At 70.2% G+C, this 16,796-nt stretch carries 19 protein-coding genes; 7 read left to right on the top strand and 12 right to left on the bottom strand.

Features of this window, described 5'->3' with window-relative positions:
- Positions 1-109: 109 nt before the first annotated feature.
- Complete coding sequence (locus OG747_RS29370; RefSeq protein ID WP_405885737.1) at positions 110-1,576, top strand: sensor histidine kinase; 1,467 nt, start codon at positions 110-112, stop codon at positions 1,574-1,576.
- A gap of 180 nt (positions 1,577-1,756) precedes the next feature.
- Here OG747_RS29370 and OG747_RS29375 read toward each other — a convergent pair whose 3' ends face one another.
- Together OG747_RS29375 and OG747_RS29380 are read right to left on the bottom strand one after the other, a co-directional pair.
- Positions 1,757-2,014, bottom strand: coding sequence for a WhiB family transcriptional regulator (locus OG747_RS29375; RefSeq protein ID WP_006380970.1), 258 nt, complete (start codon positions 2,012-2,014; stop codon positions 1,757-1,759).
- A gap of 319 nt (positions 2,015-2,333) precedes the next feature.
- On the bottom strand, positions 2,334-3,302 hold the full coding sequence (locus OG747_RS29380) for a diacylglycerol/lipid kinase family protein (protein ID WP_405882388.1): 969 nt from the start codon (positions 3,300-3,302) through the stop codon (positions 2,334-2,336).
- A 217-nt stretch (positions 3,303-3,519) separates the two neighbouring features.
- Between OG747_RS29380 and OG747_RS29385 the strand changes: the two genes are divergently transcribed.
- Positions 3,520-3,969, top strand: a complete 450-nt coding sequence (locus OG747_RS29385; RefSeq protein WP_405882389.1) for a hypothetical protein — start codon at positions 3,520-3,522, stop codon at positions 3,967-3,969.
- Between the two features lie 127 nt (positions 3,970-4,096).
- Here OG747_RS29385 and OG747_RS29390 read toward each other — a convergent pair whose 3' ends face one another.
- The 3 genes from OG747_RS29390 to OG747_RS29400 all read right to left on the bottom strand — a co-directional run bounded on the left by OG747_RS29390 (position 4,097) and on the right by OG747_RS29400 (position 6,248).
- Complete coding sequence (locus tag OG747_RS29390; RefSeq protein WP_405882390.1) at positions 4,097-5,248, bottom strand: RNA polymerase sigma factor SigF; 1,152 nt, start codon at positions 5,246-5,248, stop codon at positions 4,097-4,099.
- A gap of 17 nt (positions 5,249-5,265) precedes the next feature.
- Positions 5,266-5,679, bottom strand: a complete 414-nt coding sequence (locus OG747_RS29395; RefSeq protein WP_054228129.1) for an anti-sigma regulatory factor — start codon at positions 5,677-5,679, stop codon at positions 5,266-5,268.
- Between the two features lie 308 nt (positions 5,680-5,987).
- Complete coding sequence (locus tag OG747_RS29400; protein WP_405882391.1) at positions 5,988-6,248, bottom strand: UBP-type zinc finger domain-containing protein; 261 nt, start codon at positions 6,246-6,248, stop codon at positions 5,988-5,990.
- A 61-nt stretch (positions 6,249-6,309) separates the two neighbouring features.
- On the opposite strand from OG747_RS29400, the gene OG747_RS29405 reads away from it, so the two are divergent.
- Positions 6,310-7,905, top strand: coding sequence for a Na+/H+ antiporter (locus OG747_RS29405; protein WP_405882392.1), 1,596 nt, complete (start codon positions 6,310-6,312; stop codon positions 7,903-7,905).
- A 16-nt stretch (positions 7,906-7,921) separates the two neighbouring features.
- Here the strand turns inward: OG747_RS29405 and OG747_RS29410 are convergent, their stop codons facing one another.
- The 3 genes from OG747_RS29410 to OG747_RS29420 form a co-directional block, all read right to left on the bottom strand.
- Positions 7,922-8,809, bottom strand: coding sequence for a 1-aminocyclopropane-1-carboxylate deaminase/D-cysteine desulfhydrase (locus OG747_RS29410; RefSeq protein ID WP_405885739.1), 888 nt, complete (start codon positions 8,807-8,809; stop codon positions 7,922-7,924).
- A gap of 151 nt (positions 8,810-8,960) precedes the next feature.
- Positions 8,961-9,551, bottom strand: coding sequence for an N-acetylmuramoyl-L-alanine amidase (locus tag OG747_RS29415; RefSeq protein WP_405882393.1), 591 nt, complete (start codon positions 9,549-9,551; stop codon positions 8,961-8,963).
- 200 nt (positions 9,552-9,751) lie between these two features.
- Positions 9,752-9,985 carry a hypothetical protein gene (locus tag OG747_RS29420; RefSeq protein ID WP_405882394.1) on the bottom strand — a complete coding sequence of 78 codons (234 nt, stop codon included), beginning with the start codon at positions 9,983-9,985 and terminating at the stop codon, positions 9,752-9,754.
- Between the two features lie 267 nt (positions 9,986-10,252).
- Between OG747_RS29420 and OG747_RS29425 the strand changes: the two genes are divergently transcribed.
- The 4 genes from OG747_RS29425 to OG747_RS29440 all read left to right on the top strand — a co-directional run bounded on the left by OG747_RS29425 (position 10,253) and on the right by OG747_RS29440 (position 14,038).
- Complete coding sequence (locus OG747_RS29425; RefSeq protein WP_405882395.1) at positions 10,253-11,659, top strand: family 2B encapsulin nanocompartment shell protein; 1,407 nt, start codon at positions 10,253-10,255, stop codon at positions 11,657-11,659.
- A 137-nt stretch (positions 11,660-11,796) separates the two neighbouring features.
- Positions 11,797-12,849 carry a family 2 encapsulin nanocompartment cargo protein polyprenyl transferase gene (locus OG747_RS29430; protein ID WP_405882396.1) on the top strand — a complete coding sequence of 351 codons (1,053 nt, stop codon included), beginning with the start codon at positions 11,797-11,799 and terminating at the stop codon, positions 12,847-12,849.
- A 245-nt stretch (positions 12,850-13,094) separates the two neighbouring features.
- Positions 13,095-13,712: a GNAT family N-acetyltransferase gene (locus OG747_RS29435; RefSeq protein WP_405882397.1), complete on the top strand. Its 618-nt coding sequence runs from the start codon at positions 13,095-13,097 to the stop codon at positions 13,710-13,712.
- Positions 13,713-13,798: 86 nt separating this feature from the next.
- Positions 13,799-14,038, top strand: a complete 240-nt coding sequence (locus OG747_RS29440) for a hypothetical protein (RefSeq protein ID WP_405882398.1) — start codon at positions 13,799-13,801, stop codon at positions 14,036-14,038.
- Between the two features lie 27 nt (positions 14,039-14,065).
- Here the strand turns inward: OG747_RS29440 and OG747_RS29445 are convergent, their stop codons facing one another.
- From OG747_RS29445 to OG747_RS29460, 4 genes are all read right to left on the bottom strand, one after another.
- Positions 14,066-14,890 (bottom strand): VOC family protein, encoded by an 825-nt coding sequence (locus OG747_RS29445; RefSeq protein ID WP_405882399.1) that lies wholly within the window; start codon positions 14,888-14,890, stop codon positions 14,066-14,068.
- 20 nt (positions 14,891-14,910) lie between these two features.
- Positions 14,911-15,765, bottom strand: a complete 855-nt coding sequence (locus OG747_RS29450; RefSeq protein ID WP_405882400.1) for a hypothetical protein — start codon at positions 15,763-15,765, stop codon at positions 14,911-14,913.
- Between the two features lie 138 nt (positions 15,766-15,903).
- A complete protein-coding gene (locus tag OG747_RS29455) occupies positions 15,904-16,320 on the bottom strand; it encodes a VOC family protein (RefSeq protein ID WP_405882401.1) in 417 nt (138 codons plus the stop codon).
- A 10-nt stretch (positions 16,321-16,330) separates the two neighbouring features.
- Entirely contained in the window at positions 16,331-16,756 is a 426-nt protein-coding gene (locus OG747_RS29460) for a helix-turn-helix transcriptional regulator (RefSeq protein WP_405882402.1), read from the bottom strand.
- Positions 16,757-16,796 lie beyond the last annotated feature (40 nt).

The following is a 16,796-nucleotide window of genomic DNA, read 5'->3' on the forward strand; positions in this document are numbered from 1 at the left end:
CTCCGGGCTGCGGTGCCGGGAGGGTTGAGGGTCCCTCCCAGGCGCCGCGGCCCGCGGGTGTTTTCGGGCCGGGGTCAAAGCCCCAGGTAGGCTCGCACATGTGCCCTCCATGAACGACCTCGTCCGCCAGCACACCGATCTCGGTGCCTCCGACCTCGAGTGGCTGCATCTGCTGGTCTCGGAGTGGCAGTTGCTCTCCGACCTCTCCTTCGCCGACCTCGTGCTGTGGGTCCCCACGCGTGACGGCACCCGGTATGTCTCCGTGGCCCAGATGCGGCCCAACACCGGCCCGACCTCGTACCAGGACGACATGGTCGGTCACCTCGTCCCACGCGGTCGGCGCCCCCTGCTGGACGCCGCGCTCGACGAGGGCCGGATCGTGCGCGAGGGCGATCCAGAGTGGCGGGAAGAGGTTCCGGTACGGGTCGAGTCCATTCCGGTACGGCGGGAGGGGCGCGTCCTCGGTGTCATCGCGCGCAACACCAATCTCCTCACCGTGCGCACCCCGAGCCGGCTGGAGCTGACGTATCTCCAGAGCGCGTCCGATCTGGCCCAGATGATCGCCGCGGGCGCCTTCCCGTTCCCCGACCAGCAGGTCGACATGGACGCCTCGCCGAGGGTGGGCGACGGGCTGATCCGTCTGGACGCGGACGGCATCGTCCAGTACGCCTCTCCGAACGCGCTGTCGGCGTACCACCGCCTGGGCCTCGCCTCCGACCTGGTGGGCCACAACCTCGGCGTGACCACGGCAGAACTCGCTCCGTCCCGCGGCCCGGTGGACGAGGCCCTGTCCAAGGTCGCCAGCGGCTGGGCGCCCCGCGAGTTCGAGATCGAGAGCAGCGAAGGGGTGATCCAGCTGCGTGCGATCCCGCTCAAGCCCAAGGGCACCCGCGTCGGTTCCCTCGTCCTCCTGCGCGATGTCACCGAACTGCGGCGCCGCGAGCGCGAGTTGATCACCAAGGACGCGACCATCCGGGAGATCCACCACCGGGTGAAGAACAACCTCCAGACGGTGGCGGCGCTGCTGCGGCTGCAGGCCCGGCGTATCGAGTCGGAGCGCGGCCGGGAGGCCCTGGAGGAGGCCGTACGGCGGGTCGGCTCGATCGCCATCGTGCATGAGACGCTGTCTCAGAACCTGGATGAGCGGGTGGAGTTCGACGAGATCGCCGACCGCGTGCTCGCGATGGTCGCCGAGATCTCGCCCGGCAAAGTCATCGGGCGTCGCACCGGTCGCTTCGGAATATTGGACGCCGAGGTCGCGACCCCGCTCTCCATGGTTCTCACCGAGATCCTGCAGAACGCGCTGGAGCATGGTTTCCGCGAGGGCGACCGGGGGACGGTCGAGGTCTCGGCGGTCCGTGGCGGCACCAGCAAGGAGGCCCGCCTGCTGGTCACCGTCCAGGACGACGGAGTCGGCCTCCCGGAGGGCTTCGACCCGCACCGCTCGGGCAATCTCGGCCTGCAGATCGTACGGACCCTGGTGGAGGGGGAGTTGGGGGGCACGTTCGACATGGTGGCGGCCCCGGAGCGCGGTACGCAGGTCATCCTGGACATCCCGGTACGGGCGAACAAGTAGCGAACGAGTAGTACGTAACCGTGCCCCCGCTGGCACATGACAGAGGCCCCGGACCTTTCGGTCCGGGGCCTCTGCTTACGTTGCTATGCGCATCGGGGGTACTGCGCGCTGCGGCTCGGGGGCGGGAGATGCGTACTCGCTGTACGCGCCGCCAAGCTCAGGCTCGTGCGGGGTGGGGTGTCAGGCGGTGGCCTGACGAGCCCGGTTGCGGGCGGCGCGGCGCTTCATGGCGCGACGCTCGTCCTCGCTGAGGCCACCCCAGACGCCGGAGTCCTGGCCGGACTCAAGCGCCCACTGCAGGCACTGCTCCATGACGGGGCAGCGGCGGCAGACGGCCTTGGCTTCCTCGATCTGCAGCAGCGCAGGACCGGTGTTGCCGATGGGGAAGAAGAGCTCGGGGTCTTCCTCGCGGCAAACGGCGTTGTGACGCCAGTCCATGGCTGCTACCTCTCCTTGGTATTACATGCACGTTGCTTGTGAATGTGAACGCTTTCACGAATCCCTCAACAAGTGAAGGGCCGACTGCCAGGTTTCCCTGACGTGGTCCTGTGATTTGAGGAGGGGTTCTGGCTCTCTGTGGGGCCGATGTTGCGGGCCGTCCCGATCGCCACGTAGAGACTCGCAAACCTCGGCGGCGGATACAACCCCTACCGGAAAGTTTTTTTTGATTCCTCGGTGTCGACTAGGTCACAGCCGTACTTCCATGGGGTGGACCCTGGTCTAAACGTTCGAGTGAAAGGACTTTGAGGCCTTCCGCTCACACAATCACACGCAGTGCACGGCGTACGCCTGTGAACGTCACGCTGGTGCGCAGTCCGAGGTGGTCGCCGTCCATCTGGAGGGGGAGCGGCACCTTCGAATGCAAGGTGAAGTCGGTCAGGTCATGCAGGGAGAGGGCGTGCTTGCCGTGGGGACCACGCTCGGGGGACGAAGTGAGCAACTGGGTGGCATACCGGGCAACCGCGGCTGTCGACATGCGGTTGAGAGCGAGTACGTCGAGCCCGGTATCGAACGAAGCCTTAGGCGACGCGTACACCGGACGATTGCCGAGAAACGTCCAGGGTGAGGTGTTGCAGATTATGGACAGGACAAGATCGGTGACCGGGTCCTGGCCGGGGCGCTCCAGTGTGATCATTCCGTGTCTGCGGTGAGGTTCGTCCAAAAACTGACGCACCATTTGGCGCAAATACAGGGCATGCGTGGAGCGCTTGCCGCGCTCGCGCTGCTGCTCGACCCGGCCGATCACCCCGGCGTCGAAGCCGAGCCCCGCGCAGAACGTGAACCAGCGGGAGGGGACGGCTTCGTCCTCGGTGCCGGGGGTGCCCGCGGCGAGGCCGAGGCCGATCGCGCGCTCGCGGTCCTCTCTGAGCGCGTCGAGGAGGGCGCCGGTGGCCTCCACGGCGTCGTTGGGCAGGCCCAGGGCGCGGGCGAAGACGTTGGTGGAGCCGCCGGGGACCACGGCGAGGCGGGGCAGGCGGTCCAGGTCGGGGCCGTTGTTCAGCAGGCCGTTCACGACCTCGTTGACGGTGCCGTCGCCGCCGAGCGCGACCACCAGTTCTATGTCGTCGCTCTCCGCGGCCTGCCTGCCGAGGTCCCTGGCGTGCCCGCGGTACTCGGTGGTGACCACCTCGAGCTTCATCTCGCTCGCCAGCGCGTGGATCAAGACGTCGCGCGTGCGCGCACTTGTGGTGGTTGCTGCCGGATTGACCACGAGAAGTGCACGCATGCGAAGCAGCGTACCTACCGAGGGGTACTCGTCCCAGACCGAGTTAGGGATCAGGTAAGAGATCGGGGCGTGAGTCTCGACACGGTGAGGTGCGGGAGGCGGTGAGGAGGCCGGTCCACGGAGGCCGGCCGGGAAGCGGTCGGGAAGCGGCAGGCGAGCGGCAGGCGAGCGGCCGGGGTCCGGCGGTGTGCCCGTACCCGAGGGCTACCCTTCAGGGGTGAGCGCTGAGCAGACCCCCACCTCCGACACCCCCACCGCGGAACCCCGCCCCGGGCGGCTGACCGCCGCGGCGGCGCTGGCCGCGCTGGAGGGGCTCGCCCTGGCCGTGGGGGGCGCGTGGATGCTCGTACTGGGTCTCACCGGGGACCCGGACGACCGGCAGCAGGCGGTCACCGGGGGCGTGACGCTGATCGTGCTCGCGCTGCTGCCCCTGCTGGCCGCCCGCGGTCTGCTGCTGCGCCGCAGCTGGAGCCGGGGCCCCGCGGTCATCACCCAGATCATGGCCCTGCCCGTCGCCTACAACCTGCTCCAGGCCGACAGCATCGCCATCCCCGCGGGGATCGTGCTCGCGGTGGTCGCGATCACCGCTCTGGTCCTGCTCGTGAACGCCGAAACGACCCGCGCGCTGGGCATCCGCGGCCCTGGCCGCGTGGAGGACCCCAAGTAGTCCCCGGCGGTCCCAACTAGATCCAACTAGATCCAACTAGATCCAACTAGATCCAACTAGATCCGAGTAGATCCGACGCGAGCCTCCGGTGGCGCGCACCTCACCACGTGCTGCTCGCGGCGTCGGGTTACTCCTCCACCAGCAGCTTCTCGCGCAGCTGGGCGAGGGTGCGGGCCAGGAGGCGGGAGACGTGCATCTGGGAGATGCCGACTTCCTGGGCGATCTGGGACTGCGTCATGTTGCCGAAGAATCGGAGGAGAAGGATCCGCTTCTCGCGGGGCGGGAGGTCCTCAAGGAGCGGCTTGAGGGACTCGCGGTACTCGACGCCCTCCAGGGCCTCGTCCTCCGCGCCCAGCGTGTCCGCGACGGCCGGGGACTCGTCGTCCGTGTCGGGGACGTCCAGGGACAGCGTGGAGTACGCGTTGGCGGACTCCAGGCCTTCCAGGACCTCCTCCTCCGAGATGGCCAGCTTCTCGGCCAGCTCGTGGACCGTGGGGGAGCGCCCGTGCTGCTGGGACAGCTCGGCCGTCGCCGTGGTCAGGGCCAGGCGCAGTTCCTGCAGCCGCCGCGGCACCCGTACCGCCCAGCCCTTGTCGCGGAAGTGCCGCTTGATCTCGCCGACGACCGTCGGGGTCGCGTACGTCGAGAACTCGACGCCGCGCTCCGGGTCGAAGCGGTCGACCGACTTGATCAGGCCGATGGTCGCGACCTGGGTGAGGTCGTCCAGCGGCTCCCCGCGGTTGCGGAAGCGGCGCGCGAGGTGCTCGACGAGCGGCAGGTGCATGCGGACCAGCTGATTGCGCAGCTCCGCGTACTCCGCGCTGCCGTCCTGCAGCTTGCGCAGCTCGATGAACATCGCTCGCGCTCCGCTGCGGTCCTGCGGGTCGTGCTGGATGTGCTGGGCGCTCGGCCCCTGCTGCGTGCCCTGCACGCTCTGCACCCCTGGCTTGTCGTGTTGCTCGTGCTCGCTCATAGTCCCGCCCGTCACCAGCCGCCGTCCTTCCGAGGACGTGCTCCGCGCGGCACCCTCCGGATCCCGTTGCCCGTCGTCCTGGCCGGAGAGCTTCTCCTGTTCTTCCTCGTCGACCGGCGTCTCCCCCGAGCTCTCGGCTTCGCTTGAACCGGGGGAACCCCCATTCTCGGACGCTGCGCCGTCCTCCGGGTGCGGCCGGGCCTGTTCGGGGATGCCGTCGACGCCATCCACCGCGTGCCGCGGCCCGTCGAGCCCGTTGACACGCCCGGCGGGAAGCTCCCGTGTGCCGCGCTCTTCGTCCCGCACCGGCCCGTCCCCGTTCCTCACGCCGGCCCGGGTCCCGCGCCGCGCTGTTTGTAGAGGCTGATCGAAACGGTCTTGTCCTCGGCGACGGTGGAGTCGACCTTGCCCGCGAGCGCCGACAGGACGGTCCACGCGAACGTGTCCCGTGACGGAGCGTGACCGTCCGTGGTCGGGGCGGAGACCGTCACCTCGAGCGAGTCGTCGATGAGCCGGAAGACACAGCTGAGCACCGAGCCGGGGACGGCCTGCTGCAACAGGATTGCGCAGGCCTCGTCCACCGCGATGCGCAGGTCCTCGATCTCGTCGAGGGTGAAGTCCAAACGCGCCGCGAGGCCGGCCGTGGCCGTACGCAGCACCGACAGGTAGGCACCCGCGGCCGGCAGCCGGACTTCCACGAAGTCCTTCGTCGCGGGCTCGCCTGCGATCTGGGACACCCTCACCTCCAAGGTGGTACAAGCTCATTCGAGCTCTTTCGGGGCCGAGGGTCGCCCCCCGGGGGTAACGCGCTAGGTGGTTCAGCGGTGACGCTACCGCGCTCCCAAGTTTCCTGTCCTGGGGACCCCGCCCCTTGCTGTCACTCATAGTAAGCCTATGAGTACGGACAGTGGCTAGGGGTCTGCGGCCCCAAATAGGAAGAGCGTGCGCCGGGTTGACGTACCCAGGCGTCAGACGGTCGAACCGTCCGGACCGAGGGTCACACGCGTACGTGATCCACGGGTCGTATCAGTATGCCGTCGACGCGTCATACGAGGACATGGTCGACGAAGCACCAGCGCCAGCTCTCACCGGGTTCGAAGGTACGCATCACGGGGTGTCCGGTCTCCTTGAAGTGCTCCGTCGCGTGCTGCAGCGGCGAGGAGTCGCAGCAGCCGAGGTGCCCGCAGCTCAGACACAGCCGCAACTGCACCGGGTGCGTACCGGCGGCCAGGCACTCCAGGCAGGTCTCGCTCAACGGCTCGGGCTCGGGGTGCTGCAGCTCGTCGGCATGCGTGCACTGTTTCATGATTGCCAGGTTACGTCGGGCGTGCGGGATGCCGCGCGAAAATGAGGGCGGGCGGAAGACGATGCACGTTTTGCCACTGCTGTTGCTGGTCGCGGGGAGCGCCGCGGTCGCCGGGCTCGCCCGCCGCACCCCGGTACCGGCGCCGCTGCTGCTCGTCGCGGCGGGCCTGGTCGTCTCGTACGTCCCTGGAGTGCCCGGGTACGAGCTCGACCCCGAGGTCGTGCTCCCGCTCGTGCTGCCCCCGCTGCTGTACACGGCGGCCACCGACAGCTCGTACCTCGATCTGCGGGCGCATCTGCGGCCCATCGCGCTGCTGTCGGTCGGGTACGTGCTCTTCGCGACGCTGGTCGTCGGCTGGGCCACGTACCTGATCGTGCCGAGCCTGCCGCTGCCCGCGGCGCTGGTCTTCGGGGCGGTGGTGGCGCCGCCGGACGCGGTCGCGGCCACTGCGGTGGCGCGCCGGGTGGGGCTGCCCTCGCGGATCACCACGATCCTGCAGGGCGAATCCCTGGTGAACGACGCGACCGCGATCACCGCCTACAAGGTGGCCCTCGCCGCGGCGGTCGGGGAGGGCGCGACCTGGGCGGGCGGCATCCGCGAGTTCCTGCTGGCGGCGGTCGGCGGTGTCGCCGTCGGCGTCGTCCTGATGGTGCCGATCCACTGGCTGCGCACCCACCTGGAGGAGGCACTTCTCCAAAACACCCTCTCCTTGCTGATCCCCTTCGTCGCGTACGGGATCGCCGAGCAGGTGCACGCCTCCGGGGTGCTCGCGGTGGTCGTCGTCGCGCTCTACCTCGGACACCGTGCCTGGGAGGTGGACTTCGCGACCCGGCTCCAGGAGGAGGCGGTCTGGAAGATGGTCGCGTTCGTCCTGGAGTCGGCGGTGTTCGCCCTGATCGGTCTGCAACTGCCGGTCGTCCTCAAGGGCCTCGGCCAGTACGAGGGCGCCACCGTCGGCTGGTACGCGGTGGCCGTCTTCCTGGCAGTGGTCGCCGCCCGGTTCGTGTGGGTGTATCCCGCCAGCTTCCTGCCCCGGATCCTCTCGGCACGCATCCGGGAGCGCGAGGAGACCCTCACCTGGAAGGGGCCGTTCATCGTCGGCTGGGCCGGAATGCGTGGCGTGGTCTCGCTGGCCATCGCCTTCTCCATCCCGCTCACCGTGCACGGCGGCGCCGGCTTCCCCGACCGCAACCTCGTCCTCTTCCTCACCTTCACCACCGTCATCGGGACCCTGGTCGTACAGGGACTGACCCTGCCCCCGCTGATCCGCCTCCTGAAGCTGCCGGGCCGCGACCCCCAGGCCGAGACGCTCGCCGAGGCGAACGCCCAGGCGCAGGCGTCCCGGGCCGCGGAACGGCGCCTCGACGAGCTCCTCGCCGACGAGCGCAACGCCCTGCCCCCGCCGCTCGCCGACCGGCTCCGCTCGGTCCTGGAGCGCCGCCGCAACGCGGTCTGGGAGCGGCTCGGCGCCGTCAATCCCGTGACCGGGGAGACCGCCGACGACACCTACCGCCGCCTCTCCCGCGAGATGATCAGCGCCGAGCGCGAGGTCTTCGTGAAGCTCCGCGACCACCGCTACATCGACGACGAAATGCTGCGCACGCTGCTCAGACGCCTGGACCTGGAGGAAGCGGCCGCCTATCGGGAGGCGGCTTGAGGCGCCGCACGAAGGGTCAGAAGGGTGCTCCGGTGATCACCGCCGCCACCGTCGTCCCCGGCGCGAACGCCCCCTCCTCCACCAGAGCGACAAGTCCATACAGCATCTTGGCGACATAGAGATGCTCGACGGGCAGGCCGTGACGTTGCTCGAAATCCTGGGCGAAGGCGTCGAGTTCGGGGGTGGAGCGGGCGTAGCCGCCGAAGTGGAAGCGGTCGTCGAGGCTCCAGGCGCCGCGGCGGCCGCCGAAGGCGGACTCCTGGAGGGCGCCTATGCCGGCGCTCAGGAAGCCGCCCTTGAGGACCGGGATGCCCAGGGCCCGCTGGTCGGGGGCGAGTCCGGCGGCCAGGCCCGCGAGGGTGCCGCCGGTGCCGCAGGCCAGGGCGGCCACGTCGACACCATCGTGCCCGCGCAACTCCGCGCCGAGCTCCTGGCAGCCACGTACGGCCAGGGAGTTGCTGCCGCCCTCGGGGACGACGTACGCGTCCTCGGCGTCCGCCGAGCGCAGCAGGGCGGCCAGTGTCTCCGGCTCGGTCTTGCGGCGGTACGTCGATCTGTCGACGAAGTGGAGTCGCATGCCGTCGGCCGCGCACCGGGTCAGCGAGGGGTTGAGGGGACGGTCGGCCAGCTCCTGGCCACGGACCACCCCCACGGTCGTCAGCCCGAGGAGGCGGCCCGCGGCGGCCGTGGCGCGCAGATGGTTCGAGTACGCGCCGCCGAAGGTGAGGACCGTGCGGCTCGCCGCCGCGCGGAGGTTCGGGGCCAGCTTGCGCCACTTGTTGCCGATCAGATCCGGGTGGATCAGATCGTCCCGCTTGAGGACCAGCCGTACGCCGTGGCGCGCGAAACGCTCGTCCGTGACCGGGTGCAGCGGCGAGGGCAGTCGCGGCCGCAGATCGGTCAGGTCGAGCGCGTCGGGGACGCCGGGAACGAGCGGGGTGTCCGGGCGGTCCGGAGTGTCCCGGCGTTTCGGAGTATCCGGAGTGTGGGGGCTGGGCACCCCACCATTGTCGGACAGCTGTCCGGTATGCGGGCAGCCGCCCCGCGTCCGGCCGTCACTTGAGGCGGTCGCGGACGCGCTCTCTCATCGAGGCCATCGTGAAGCCGCGCGGGTCGACCTTGCCCGGCTGCCATTCCAGGTGGCCGATGACCGAGCGCTCCGTCCAGCCGTGGTGGCGGCAGACCGCGGCCGCGACCTTCTCGATGGTCTCCAGCTGGACCTCGGGCCAGGGGTCCTTGCCGTCGCCCAGGTTCTCGCACTCGAAGCCGTAGAAGAGGCGGTTGCCGTCGGTGTTCGCCTCGTTGACCGGCGGGAGCGCCTTCTCCGCGATCACGGCGCGCAGCACGTCGTCGTCGCCCGCGCCCGCGTGGTTGGCCCGGCCGTACCCCACGAGATGGAGGACGCCGTCCTTGGTGATGACGCCGTGGCACAGCGGACCGGGCAGGTCCGAGCGGCCCTCGCGGCAGATGTCGATGGTGCGCTCGCTCCCCGAGGTCACCGTGTGGTGGATCATCACGCCGTGCACCGGACCCCACGGACCCTTGTGATTGCGGTTGTGATGCTCCCAGTCGCCGATCTCGACGACGGTGACGCCTTCCTCCCTCAGGCGGTTGAGGAAACTGCCCGCGGACATGGGTGGGGCCATGACCGCCTCCTTCGCGCTGCACGCCGGCCACCGGGCGCGACCGACTCGTACGGCAGCTGTACCCGGAACTGGAGACTCCGGCTCAGTCGTTCGTACGGCGTGCGAGCCGATCCGGTCAGGGGTGCGGGCACGTCCGACCAGCGCGTTCGCGGCGCGTTCGGCTCGTAGGGCGGTAGGACTTGTGGGGCCTGTGGGGCTTGTCAGGAGTGCAGGAACGCGTCTCCGTTCGCCGCGATGTGGCTTTCCAGGGCCTGAAGGGCCTGTTGGGTCGCGGCGGGGGAGCCGCTGCCGCGCCGCTCCGCGTAGTACGCCGCGCCCAGTCTTTTGAGGAGGTCGTTACCCGCGCGCTGGGCCTGCACCTCGTCGAGCTTCTGCTTGCCCTGTGTGAGCCCTCGCTGCGCCTGCTCCTTGGCGCGGTCCAGGAAGCCTGCCATTGCCGTCTCCTGTCGTCGTCCGTCACCGCGTCAAACGGTTGGCCGGATCGTGGAGTTCCCGACCGCAACGGCACCGCGCTGTTCGATGGCGACGGCCCCGACTGTTCGATATCGCGGCATCGAACAGTCGGGGCCGATCGACAAAAGCGTGCCCTCTGCCCAATCCCCCCGTGATCCATTCCCGCTCATTCGTGTAATAGCACCGACACGCTCCGTGATGGAAGGCTGGTCGGCGCAGATCAGTGCACGACCGGGAGGGCAATTTTCATGTCGGTAGGCGAAGAGGTCCGTGCGGGTCAGGGCAAGCCGCAGCAGAGTCTCGGCACATCGGCCGCGCGGAACCTGGCCACCACCACCAAGTCCGCACCCCAGATGCAGGAGATCAGCTCACGATGGCTGCTGCGCATGCTTCCGTGGGTGAACGTGCAGGGTGGCACGTACCGAGTGAACCGGCGGCTCAGCTACTCCGTGGGCGACGGCCGTGTGACGTTCGTGAAGACCGGTGACCGTGTGCAGGTCATCCCCGCGGAGCTCGGCGAGCTGTCCGTCCTGCGGTCGTACGAGGATCAGGAGGTGCTCGGCGAGCTCGCCCAGCGCTGCCAGCAGCGGGAGTTCGCACCTGGCGAAGTGCTCGCCTCGTTCGGCAGCCCGTCCGCCGAGGTGTTCCTGCTCGCGCACGGCAAGGTCGAGAAGATCGGCACGGGCCCGTACGGCGACGACGCGGTCCTCGGCGTCCTCGCCGACGGCGCCTACTTCGGCGAGCAGGCGCTCATCGACCCGGACGCCATCTGGGAGTACACGGCCCGCGCCGTCACCGCGGTCACCGTGCTCACGCTGCCCCGCCAGGACCTCGAACAGGTCGCGGAGCGCGCCGAGTCCCTACGCACCCACCTCACACAGCTGCGCGCGGTTCCGGAGCAGCGCACCAACAAGTACGGCGAGAAGGAGATCGACCTCGCGGCCGGCCACACCGGCGAGCCGGACATCCCCGGCACCTTCGTGGACTACGAGGCCGCGCCGCGCGAGTACGAACTGAGCATCGCCCAGACCGTCCTGCGCCTGCACACGCGCGTGGCCGATCTCTACAACCAGCCGATGAACCAGACGGAGCAGCAGCTCCGCCTCACCGTCGAGGCATTGAAGGAGCGCCAGGAGCACGAGCTCATCAACAACCGGGAGTTCGGACTGCTCAACAACTGCGAGTACGACCAGCGGCTCCAGCCGCACGACGGCGTGCCCAGCCCCGACGACCTGGACGAGCTGCTCAGCCGTCGGCGCGGCACCAAACTGTTCCTCGCCCACCCGCGCGCGATCTCCGCGTTCGGCCGCGAGTGCAACAAGCGCGGACTCGTCCCCGAGAGCATCGAGATCGCGGGCAACCGCATCCCGACCTGGCGCGGCGTGCCGCTCTTCCCGTGCAACAAGATCCCGGTCAGCGACACCCGTACGACCTCGATCATCGCCATGCGTACCGGCGAGGCCGAGCAGGGCGTCATCGGCCTGCAGCAGGCGGGCATCCCGGACGAGATCGAGCCGAGCCTGTCGGTGCGCTTCATGGGCATCAACGAGCAGGCGATCATCTCCTACCTGGTGACCGCGTACTACTCGGCCGCGGTGCTCGTGCCGGACGCCCTCGGCATCCTGGAGAACGTCGAGATCGGTCGCTGGCGATGACCTTCCCGACACCGGCCGCCGTGTTCCCGCCCGACCGGGCGGGAACACCGGGGACGGGACAGAGCCCGGCCGGGCCCCGTGGCGGGCGCAGCCCCATCGGCAGGCCCTTGGATGGCGGGCCTACGGATGGCGGGCCCATGGAACGGATGGTCCCGCCCGGTCCGCTCGACGGGCTGGAGGCGGCCGGCATCCTGGAGCGCGCCCGGGCGTCCGTCGACCCCGAGCTGCGCAGGGCCGTCGACTCGCTGCCGGGCTCCATGCGCCGGATCGCGCTCTACCACTTCGGCTGGGAGCACGCGGACGGTACCCCGGCGGCGGGCAACGCGGGCAAGGCGATCCGCCCGGCCCTGGTGCTCACCGCCGCCGCAGCGCTCGGCGGGCAGCATGCGACGGCCGTACGGGCGGCGGCGGCTGTGGAGTTGATCCACAACTTCACGCTGCTGCACGACGACGTCATGGACCGGGACACCACCCGCAGACACCGCCCCACCGCGTGGACCGTGTTCGGCGACGCCGACGCGATCCTCGCGGGGGACGCCTTGCAGGCGCTCGCTCAGCGGCTGCTGGCCGAGGACCCGCACCCGGCGTCCCAGGCCGCTGCCGCCCGGCTCGCGTCCTGCGTCGTCGAGCTGTGCGCCGGGCAGCACGCGGACACCTCCATGGAGAAGCTCGGCCCCGCCGAGGTCACCCTCGACGAAGTGCTCGCCATGGCCGAGGCCAAGACGGGCGCGCTGCTCGGCTGCGCCTGCGCGCTCGGCGGGCTGTACGCGGGGGCGGACGACGAGGACGTCGACGCGCTGGACGCGTTCGGCCGGGAGGCCGGGCTCGCCTTCCAGCTGATCGACGACGTGATCGGGATCTGGGGGGACCCGAGCCGCACCGGCAAGCCGGCCGGGGCGGACCTCGTCGCCCGTAAGAAGTCCCTGCCCGTGGTCGCCGCGCTCGCCTCCGGCACCCCGGCGGCGACGGAACTCGCCGAGCTGTACGGAGTGCCGTACACGGAAGTGGAAGGGGATCTGGAGCGCACGGTGCTGGCCGTGGAGCGGGCGGGCGGCCGTGACTGGGCGCAGCTCCAGGCGGCCGACCGGATGTCCCGGGCGATGCATGAGCTGTCCCGGGCGGTCCCCGACCCGGAGGCGGCGGGCGGCCTCCTCGCGCTCGCGGAGTTCGTGACGCGGCGCAACAACTGAACCGTCAGCCCCTTCAAACCGTTCAACCCGTTGGGAAGGGCGGTTGAAGCCCCGGGGCCGCCGGGGCCGTACGGCATCTGACCTCCGTACGGCCCCGGGCTCCGGCCGGAGCGGGTCCCGCGCATCCCCACGGCGCGCGGGGCCCGCCCCTCTTTTCCCGAGCCACTCTTCCTCCGGGCCCCCGCGGCAGGGCCTGGGCTGCAATGGCCTTACGATCAAGGGAAGTTGAAGCGAAGGGGCGGGATATGGACGTGGCGATCCGGACGGCGGGCGAGGACGATCGCGAGCTGGTCACCCGGCTGCTCGACGAGGCGTTCCAGGACGACCCGGTGAGCGGTTGGGTCTTTCCGGACGCGGCGCGCCGTCGTAGCAGGCACCCTTTGTTGATGGGGGTGTTCGTCGACATCGTGCTCGCCGAGGGCCGCATCGACGTCACGGAGGACGGCACGGCCTGCGCACTGTGGCTGTCCGTGCCCGCCGACGCCGACCACGCCGACCACGCCGAGGACGAGGACGACGGTTCCGTACGGCTGCGCGAGGCCGTCGGCCCCGACAACGAACGCGTCGAGCTGATCGGCCGGCTGACCGCCGGGATCCATCCCGTCGGCCGCGCCCACGAGTACCTGTGGATGATCGGCGTGGCGCCGGAGCGGCAGGGCGAGGGCCTGGGCACCGCGCTCGTCCGGTCGGTCCTCGACCGCTGCGACCGCGAGGGCGTGCCCGCCTATCTGGAGGCGAGCAACGCCGACAGCCGCAAGCTGTACGAGCGTCTCGGCTTCGACCTCACCGGCGCCCCCCTCGACCTGCCGGACGGCCCGCGGATGTGGCCGATGTGGCGCGAACCGCAGTTCGGGGTGTCCTGACAGTCTTCCTGGCAGTCCCGACGTCCGTAGCGGGTCTCCGGCGTAGAGCGGAAGCGCTGAGCCCTCTCCCGCCCTACCCTGAAGACATGGGCACCGATGAGCATGTCTGCCCCGTCTGCAAGCAGCCGGTCGCCACGGTCGTACGGCGCCACAAGACGCTGGGCGCGTTCGTCCCCGTCTGGGGCCCCGGGCCATGCCGGAACCCGAAGTGCGAGGCGTACGCCGACCCGTCCGGGGCCAGGGCCGGCCGAGGGCACCAGACCCACCAGGTCCGCCAGGTCCACCCCCGGGACCATCCCGAGGAGTCCGTCGCGGACGAATCCTGAGGGGACGCAGCCTCCAGGAGGAGGGCTTCATCCACTGCTCACCGAGGCACCGGGTCCCGAAGGGCCGTGCGGCCCGGGGGCGAGGAGTTCCGCCTGGGCCGGGAGACCGCCCGTTTCCGGGTCGCGGCCCGTCAGGCAGTACGTGCCGCCGACCGGGTCCCGCATGACGATCCAGCGCGCCCCGCGGCTGACGGCCGTGGCGCCGAGGCCTTCGTGGTGGGCGCGGACCGCTTCGATGTCCGAGCAGGCGAGGTCGAGGTGTGCGGAAGCGGGGCCGGCCGTGCCGAGGCGTTGCAGGAGGATGCGGACGGGCAGCCCGGCGGGCGGTTTGACCAGGTGGAACTCCGGGAGCGCCCCGGGGCGGGACTCCCATCCGGTGAGGGCGCTCCAGAAGGCGACTTCGGCCTCGTAGCGGGCGGGTGGCACGTCGACGCACACCTGGTCGAGACGGCTGGTGGCGCCGGTCGGTCCCTGGATCACGGGTGGCCGTGCCGACTCGCCGTGCCGGCCGACCGCGCAGAACAACTGGCCGCCGGGGGAGCGCAGCACGGCCCACCCCTCGTCGTCGTGGTCGGCGACGACCTCGGCGCCGAGCCGCCGGGCCGACTCCACCAGCGCCGGTACGTCCTCGACGGCGAGGTCGAGATGTGCGCCGCCCTCGCCCGTGTCGATGCCCTGCGCCTTCAGACAGGGGTCCGTTCCGTCCGGCAACAGGGTGACGAACTCGTCCTGGTCGCCGCGCGGTGCGGACGGCTTCGTGCCTGTGACGGCGGTCCAGAAGTCGCAGGCCCGGGCGAAGTCCTTCCTGGGCCGGTCGATGAAGGCGTAGGTCCACCGGATGGTTTCGGCCATGGGTCGTTTCCCGCTCTCTGTCAGACGCCGTCTACGGCTCGCACCGTCTCCTGCCCGATCAGTCCGCGCAACGACGTTGTCACGCGCGCGACGAAGGTGTTCCGCGTGTCGGGGGAGAGGACATCCAGGGACAGATACGGGTTGAGGTCCTCCAGCTCTACGAGGAGCAGCTCGCCGCCAGGGGCCCGGCAGGCGTCGACGCGCTGGATGCCGTACGCGATGTCGTTCCAGTCGACGAAGCGCTGCGCGAATGTCCGGTCCTCGTCGCTCGGTTCGTACGGCTCCAGGGCCCACCGTTCGTCCGGGCGGGGCGCGTAGAGGGCGTACTGGAAGGTGCGGTCGACGAAGTAGAAGGACACCTCGTAGCGGAAGTCGATGCGCGGCTGGACGAGGAGGTTGTCGTACGACAGTTCGGTCAGTCGGTCGCGCGGTACGAACTCCAGGCCGATGGAGTCCGCCCCCAGCTTCGGTTTCACGACGTATGTGTCGACCTCCGGCAACCGGTTCAGATCGGCGGCGCGGTCGACGGTGGGGATGACCGGGTAGCCGGCCGCGGTCAGCTCCAGCAGGTACCCCTTCCCCGCCATGTCCCCCTTGCCCGACAGTTGGTTGTACACACGTACGCCGTCCGTGACCGCCCGCTCGCGGAACGCGTCGTACTCCGCCTGGTAGTGCAGCACCGGCCCGCTGTTCCGTACGACCACGACGTCGAAGCCGTCCATCAGCGCGGCCGCGTCGAGGGGGTGACACACGGCGACGTCGAACTCCTCGCGCAGCCGGGAGGTGAGGAAGATGTCCTCGTCGCAGTACCGCCGCCCCTTGGCCGGATAGGCCAGGTCACTGACGTAGAGGACGCGGGGGCGCGCGGACGTCATGGGTGACTCCTCGGACGTGCGGGGCCGGCAGGACGTTCCGGGCTCGCAGTGTTTCGGGACGGTGGGACGGCGTGTCCGGCGTGTCCGGCGGAGCCGGTGGTGAAGAGGTCGGCGGGGCCGACGTGACGGTAGCCGGGGTCAGGCACGTGGGCGTTCTTTGAAGCGGAGGAGGTTGCCCGCCGGGTCGCGGAAGGCGCAGTCGCGGACGCCGTACGGCTGGTCCATCGGTTCCTGGAGGACTTCGGCGCCGTAGGCACGGACGCGCTCGTAGAGGGCGTCGCAGTCGGCGGTGGAGAAGATGACGCCGCGCAGCACGCCCTTGGCGAGGAGCTCGGCCATGGCCTGCTTGTCGGCGGGAGAGGCGTCCGGGCTCGCGTCCGGGGGCTCCAGGACGATCTCCACGTCCGGCTGGAGCGGGGAGGCAACCGTCACCCAGCGCATTCCCTCGAACGCGACGTCGTTGTGGACCTCCAGGCCCAGGACGTCCCGATAGAACGCGAGCGCCTTGTCGTGGTCGTCCACGGCGATGAAGCACTGGGAGAGTTTCAGGTCCATGGTCTTCAACTTAGAGGCGCGAGCCCGGTTCCGCTTCCGGATTGCGGCGGCGGGCCGGGCGGGTGAGGCGCTGGGCCACGCAGGGCGGGATCGGGGCCCCGTGGTCGTGCGGGCGGGCCCGGTACGCGCTCGGGGTCTCGCCGACGAGCTCCGTGAAGCGGGAGCTGAACGAACCGAGCGACGTACAGCCCACGGCGAGGCAGACCTCCGTGACCGTCAGATCGCCGCGGCGCAGGAGGGCCTTGGCCCGCTCTATGCGGCGGGTCATCAGATAGCTGTACGGCGTCTCCCCGTACGCCGCGCGGAAACTGCGCTGGAAGTGCCCGGGCGACATCAGCGCGGTGCGCGCGAGCGCGGCGACGTCCAGTGGCTCCGCGTACTCGCGGTCCATTTGGTCGCGTGCCCGGCGTAGCCGGACCAGATCCTCCACGGTCATGTCATCAGGATGGCACGGGCCACTGACAGCGAAGGTGCCA

This window comes from Streptomyces sp. NBC_01384, from assembly GCF_045040035.1.
Classification (GTDB): domain Bacteria; phylum Actinomycetota; class Actinomycetes; order Streptomycetales; family Streptomycetaceae; genus Streptomyces.

Bases quoted from the DNA above. Each gene is read 5' to 3' on its own strand.
- OG747_RS29405 (WP_405882392.1), top strand. From the start codon at position 6,310: ATGCACGTTTTGCCACTGCTGTTGCTGGTCGCGGGGAGCGCCGCGGTC.
- OG747_RS29445 (WP_405882399.1), bottom strand. From the start codon at position 14,890: ATGGCCGAAACCATCCGGTGGACCTACGCCTTCATCGACCGGCCCAGG.
- OG747_RS29400 (WP_405882391.1), bottom strand. From the start codon at position 6,248: ATGAAACAGTGCACGCATGCCGACGAGCTGCAGCACCCCGAGCCCGAG.
- OG747_RS29455 (WP_405882401.1), bottom strand. From the start codon at position 16,320: ATGGACCTGAAACTCTCCCAGTGCTTCATCGCCGTGGACGACCACGAC.
- OG747_RS29380 (WP_405882388.1), bottom strand. From the start codon at position 3,302: ATGCGTGCACTTCTCGTGGTCAATCCGGCAGCAACCACCACAAGTGCG.
- OG747_RS29430 (WP_405882396.1), top strand. From the start codon at position 11,797: ATGGAACGGATGGTCCCGCCCGGTCCGCTCGACGGGCTGGAGGCGGCC.
- OG747_RS29425 (WP_405882395.1), top strand. From the start codon at position 10,253: ATGTCGGTAGGCGAAGAGGTCCGTGCGGGTCAGGGCAAGCCGCAGCAG.
- OG747_RS29375 (WP_006380970.1), bottom strand. From the start codon at position 2,014: ATGGACTGGCGTCACAACGCCGTTTGCCGCGAGGAAGACCCCGAGCTC.
- OG747_RS29450 (WP_405882400.1), bottom strand. From the start codon at position 15,765: ATGACGTCCGCGCGCCCCCGCGTCCTCTACGTCAGTGACCTGGCCTAT.
- OG747_RS29415 (WP_405882393.1), bottom strand. From the start codon at position 9,551: ATGGCCCCACCCATGTCCGCGGGCAGTTTCCTCAACCGCCTGAGGGAG.
- OG747_RS29435 (WP_405882397.1), top strand. From the start codon at position 13,095: ATGGACGTGGCGATCCGGACGGCGGGCGAGGACGATCGCGAGCTGGTC.
- OG747_RS29460 (WP_405882402.1), bottom strand. From the start codon at position 16,756: ATGACCGTGGAGGATCTGGTCCGGCTACGCCGGGCACGCGACCAAATG.
- OG747_RS29370 (WP_405885737.1), top strand. From the start codon at position 110: ATGAACGACCTCGTCCGCCAGCACACCGATCTCGGTGCCTCCGACCTC.
- OG747_RS29440 (WP_405882398.1), top strand. From the start codon at position 13,799: ATGGGCACCGATGAGCATGTCTGCCCCGTCTGCAAGCAGCCGGTCGCC.
- OG747_RS29420 (WP_405882394.1), bottom strand. From the start codon at position 9,985: ATGGCAGGCTTCCTGGACCGCGCCAAGGAGCAGGCGCAGCGAGGGCTC.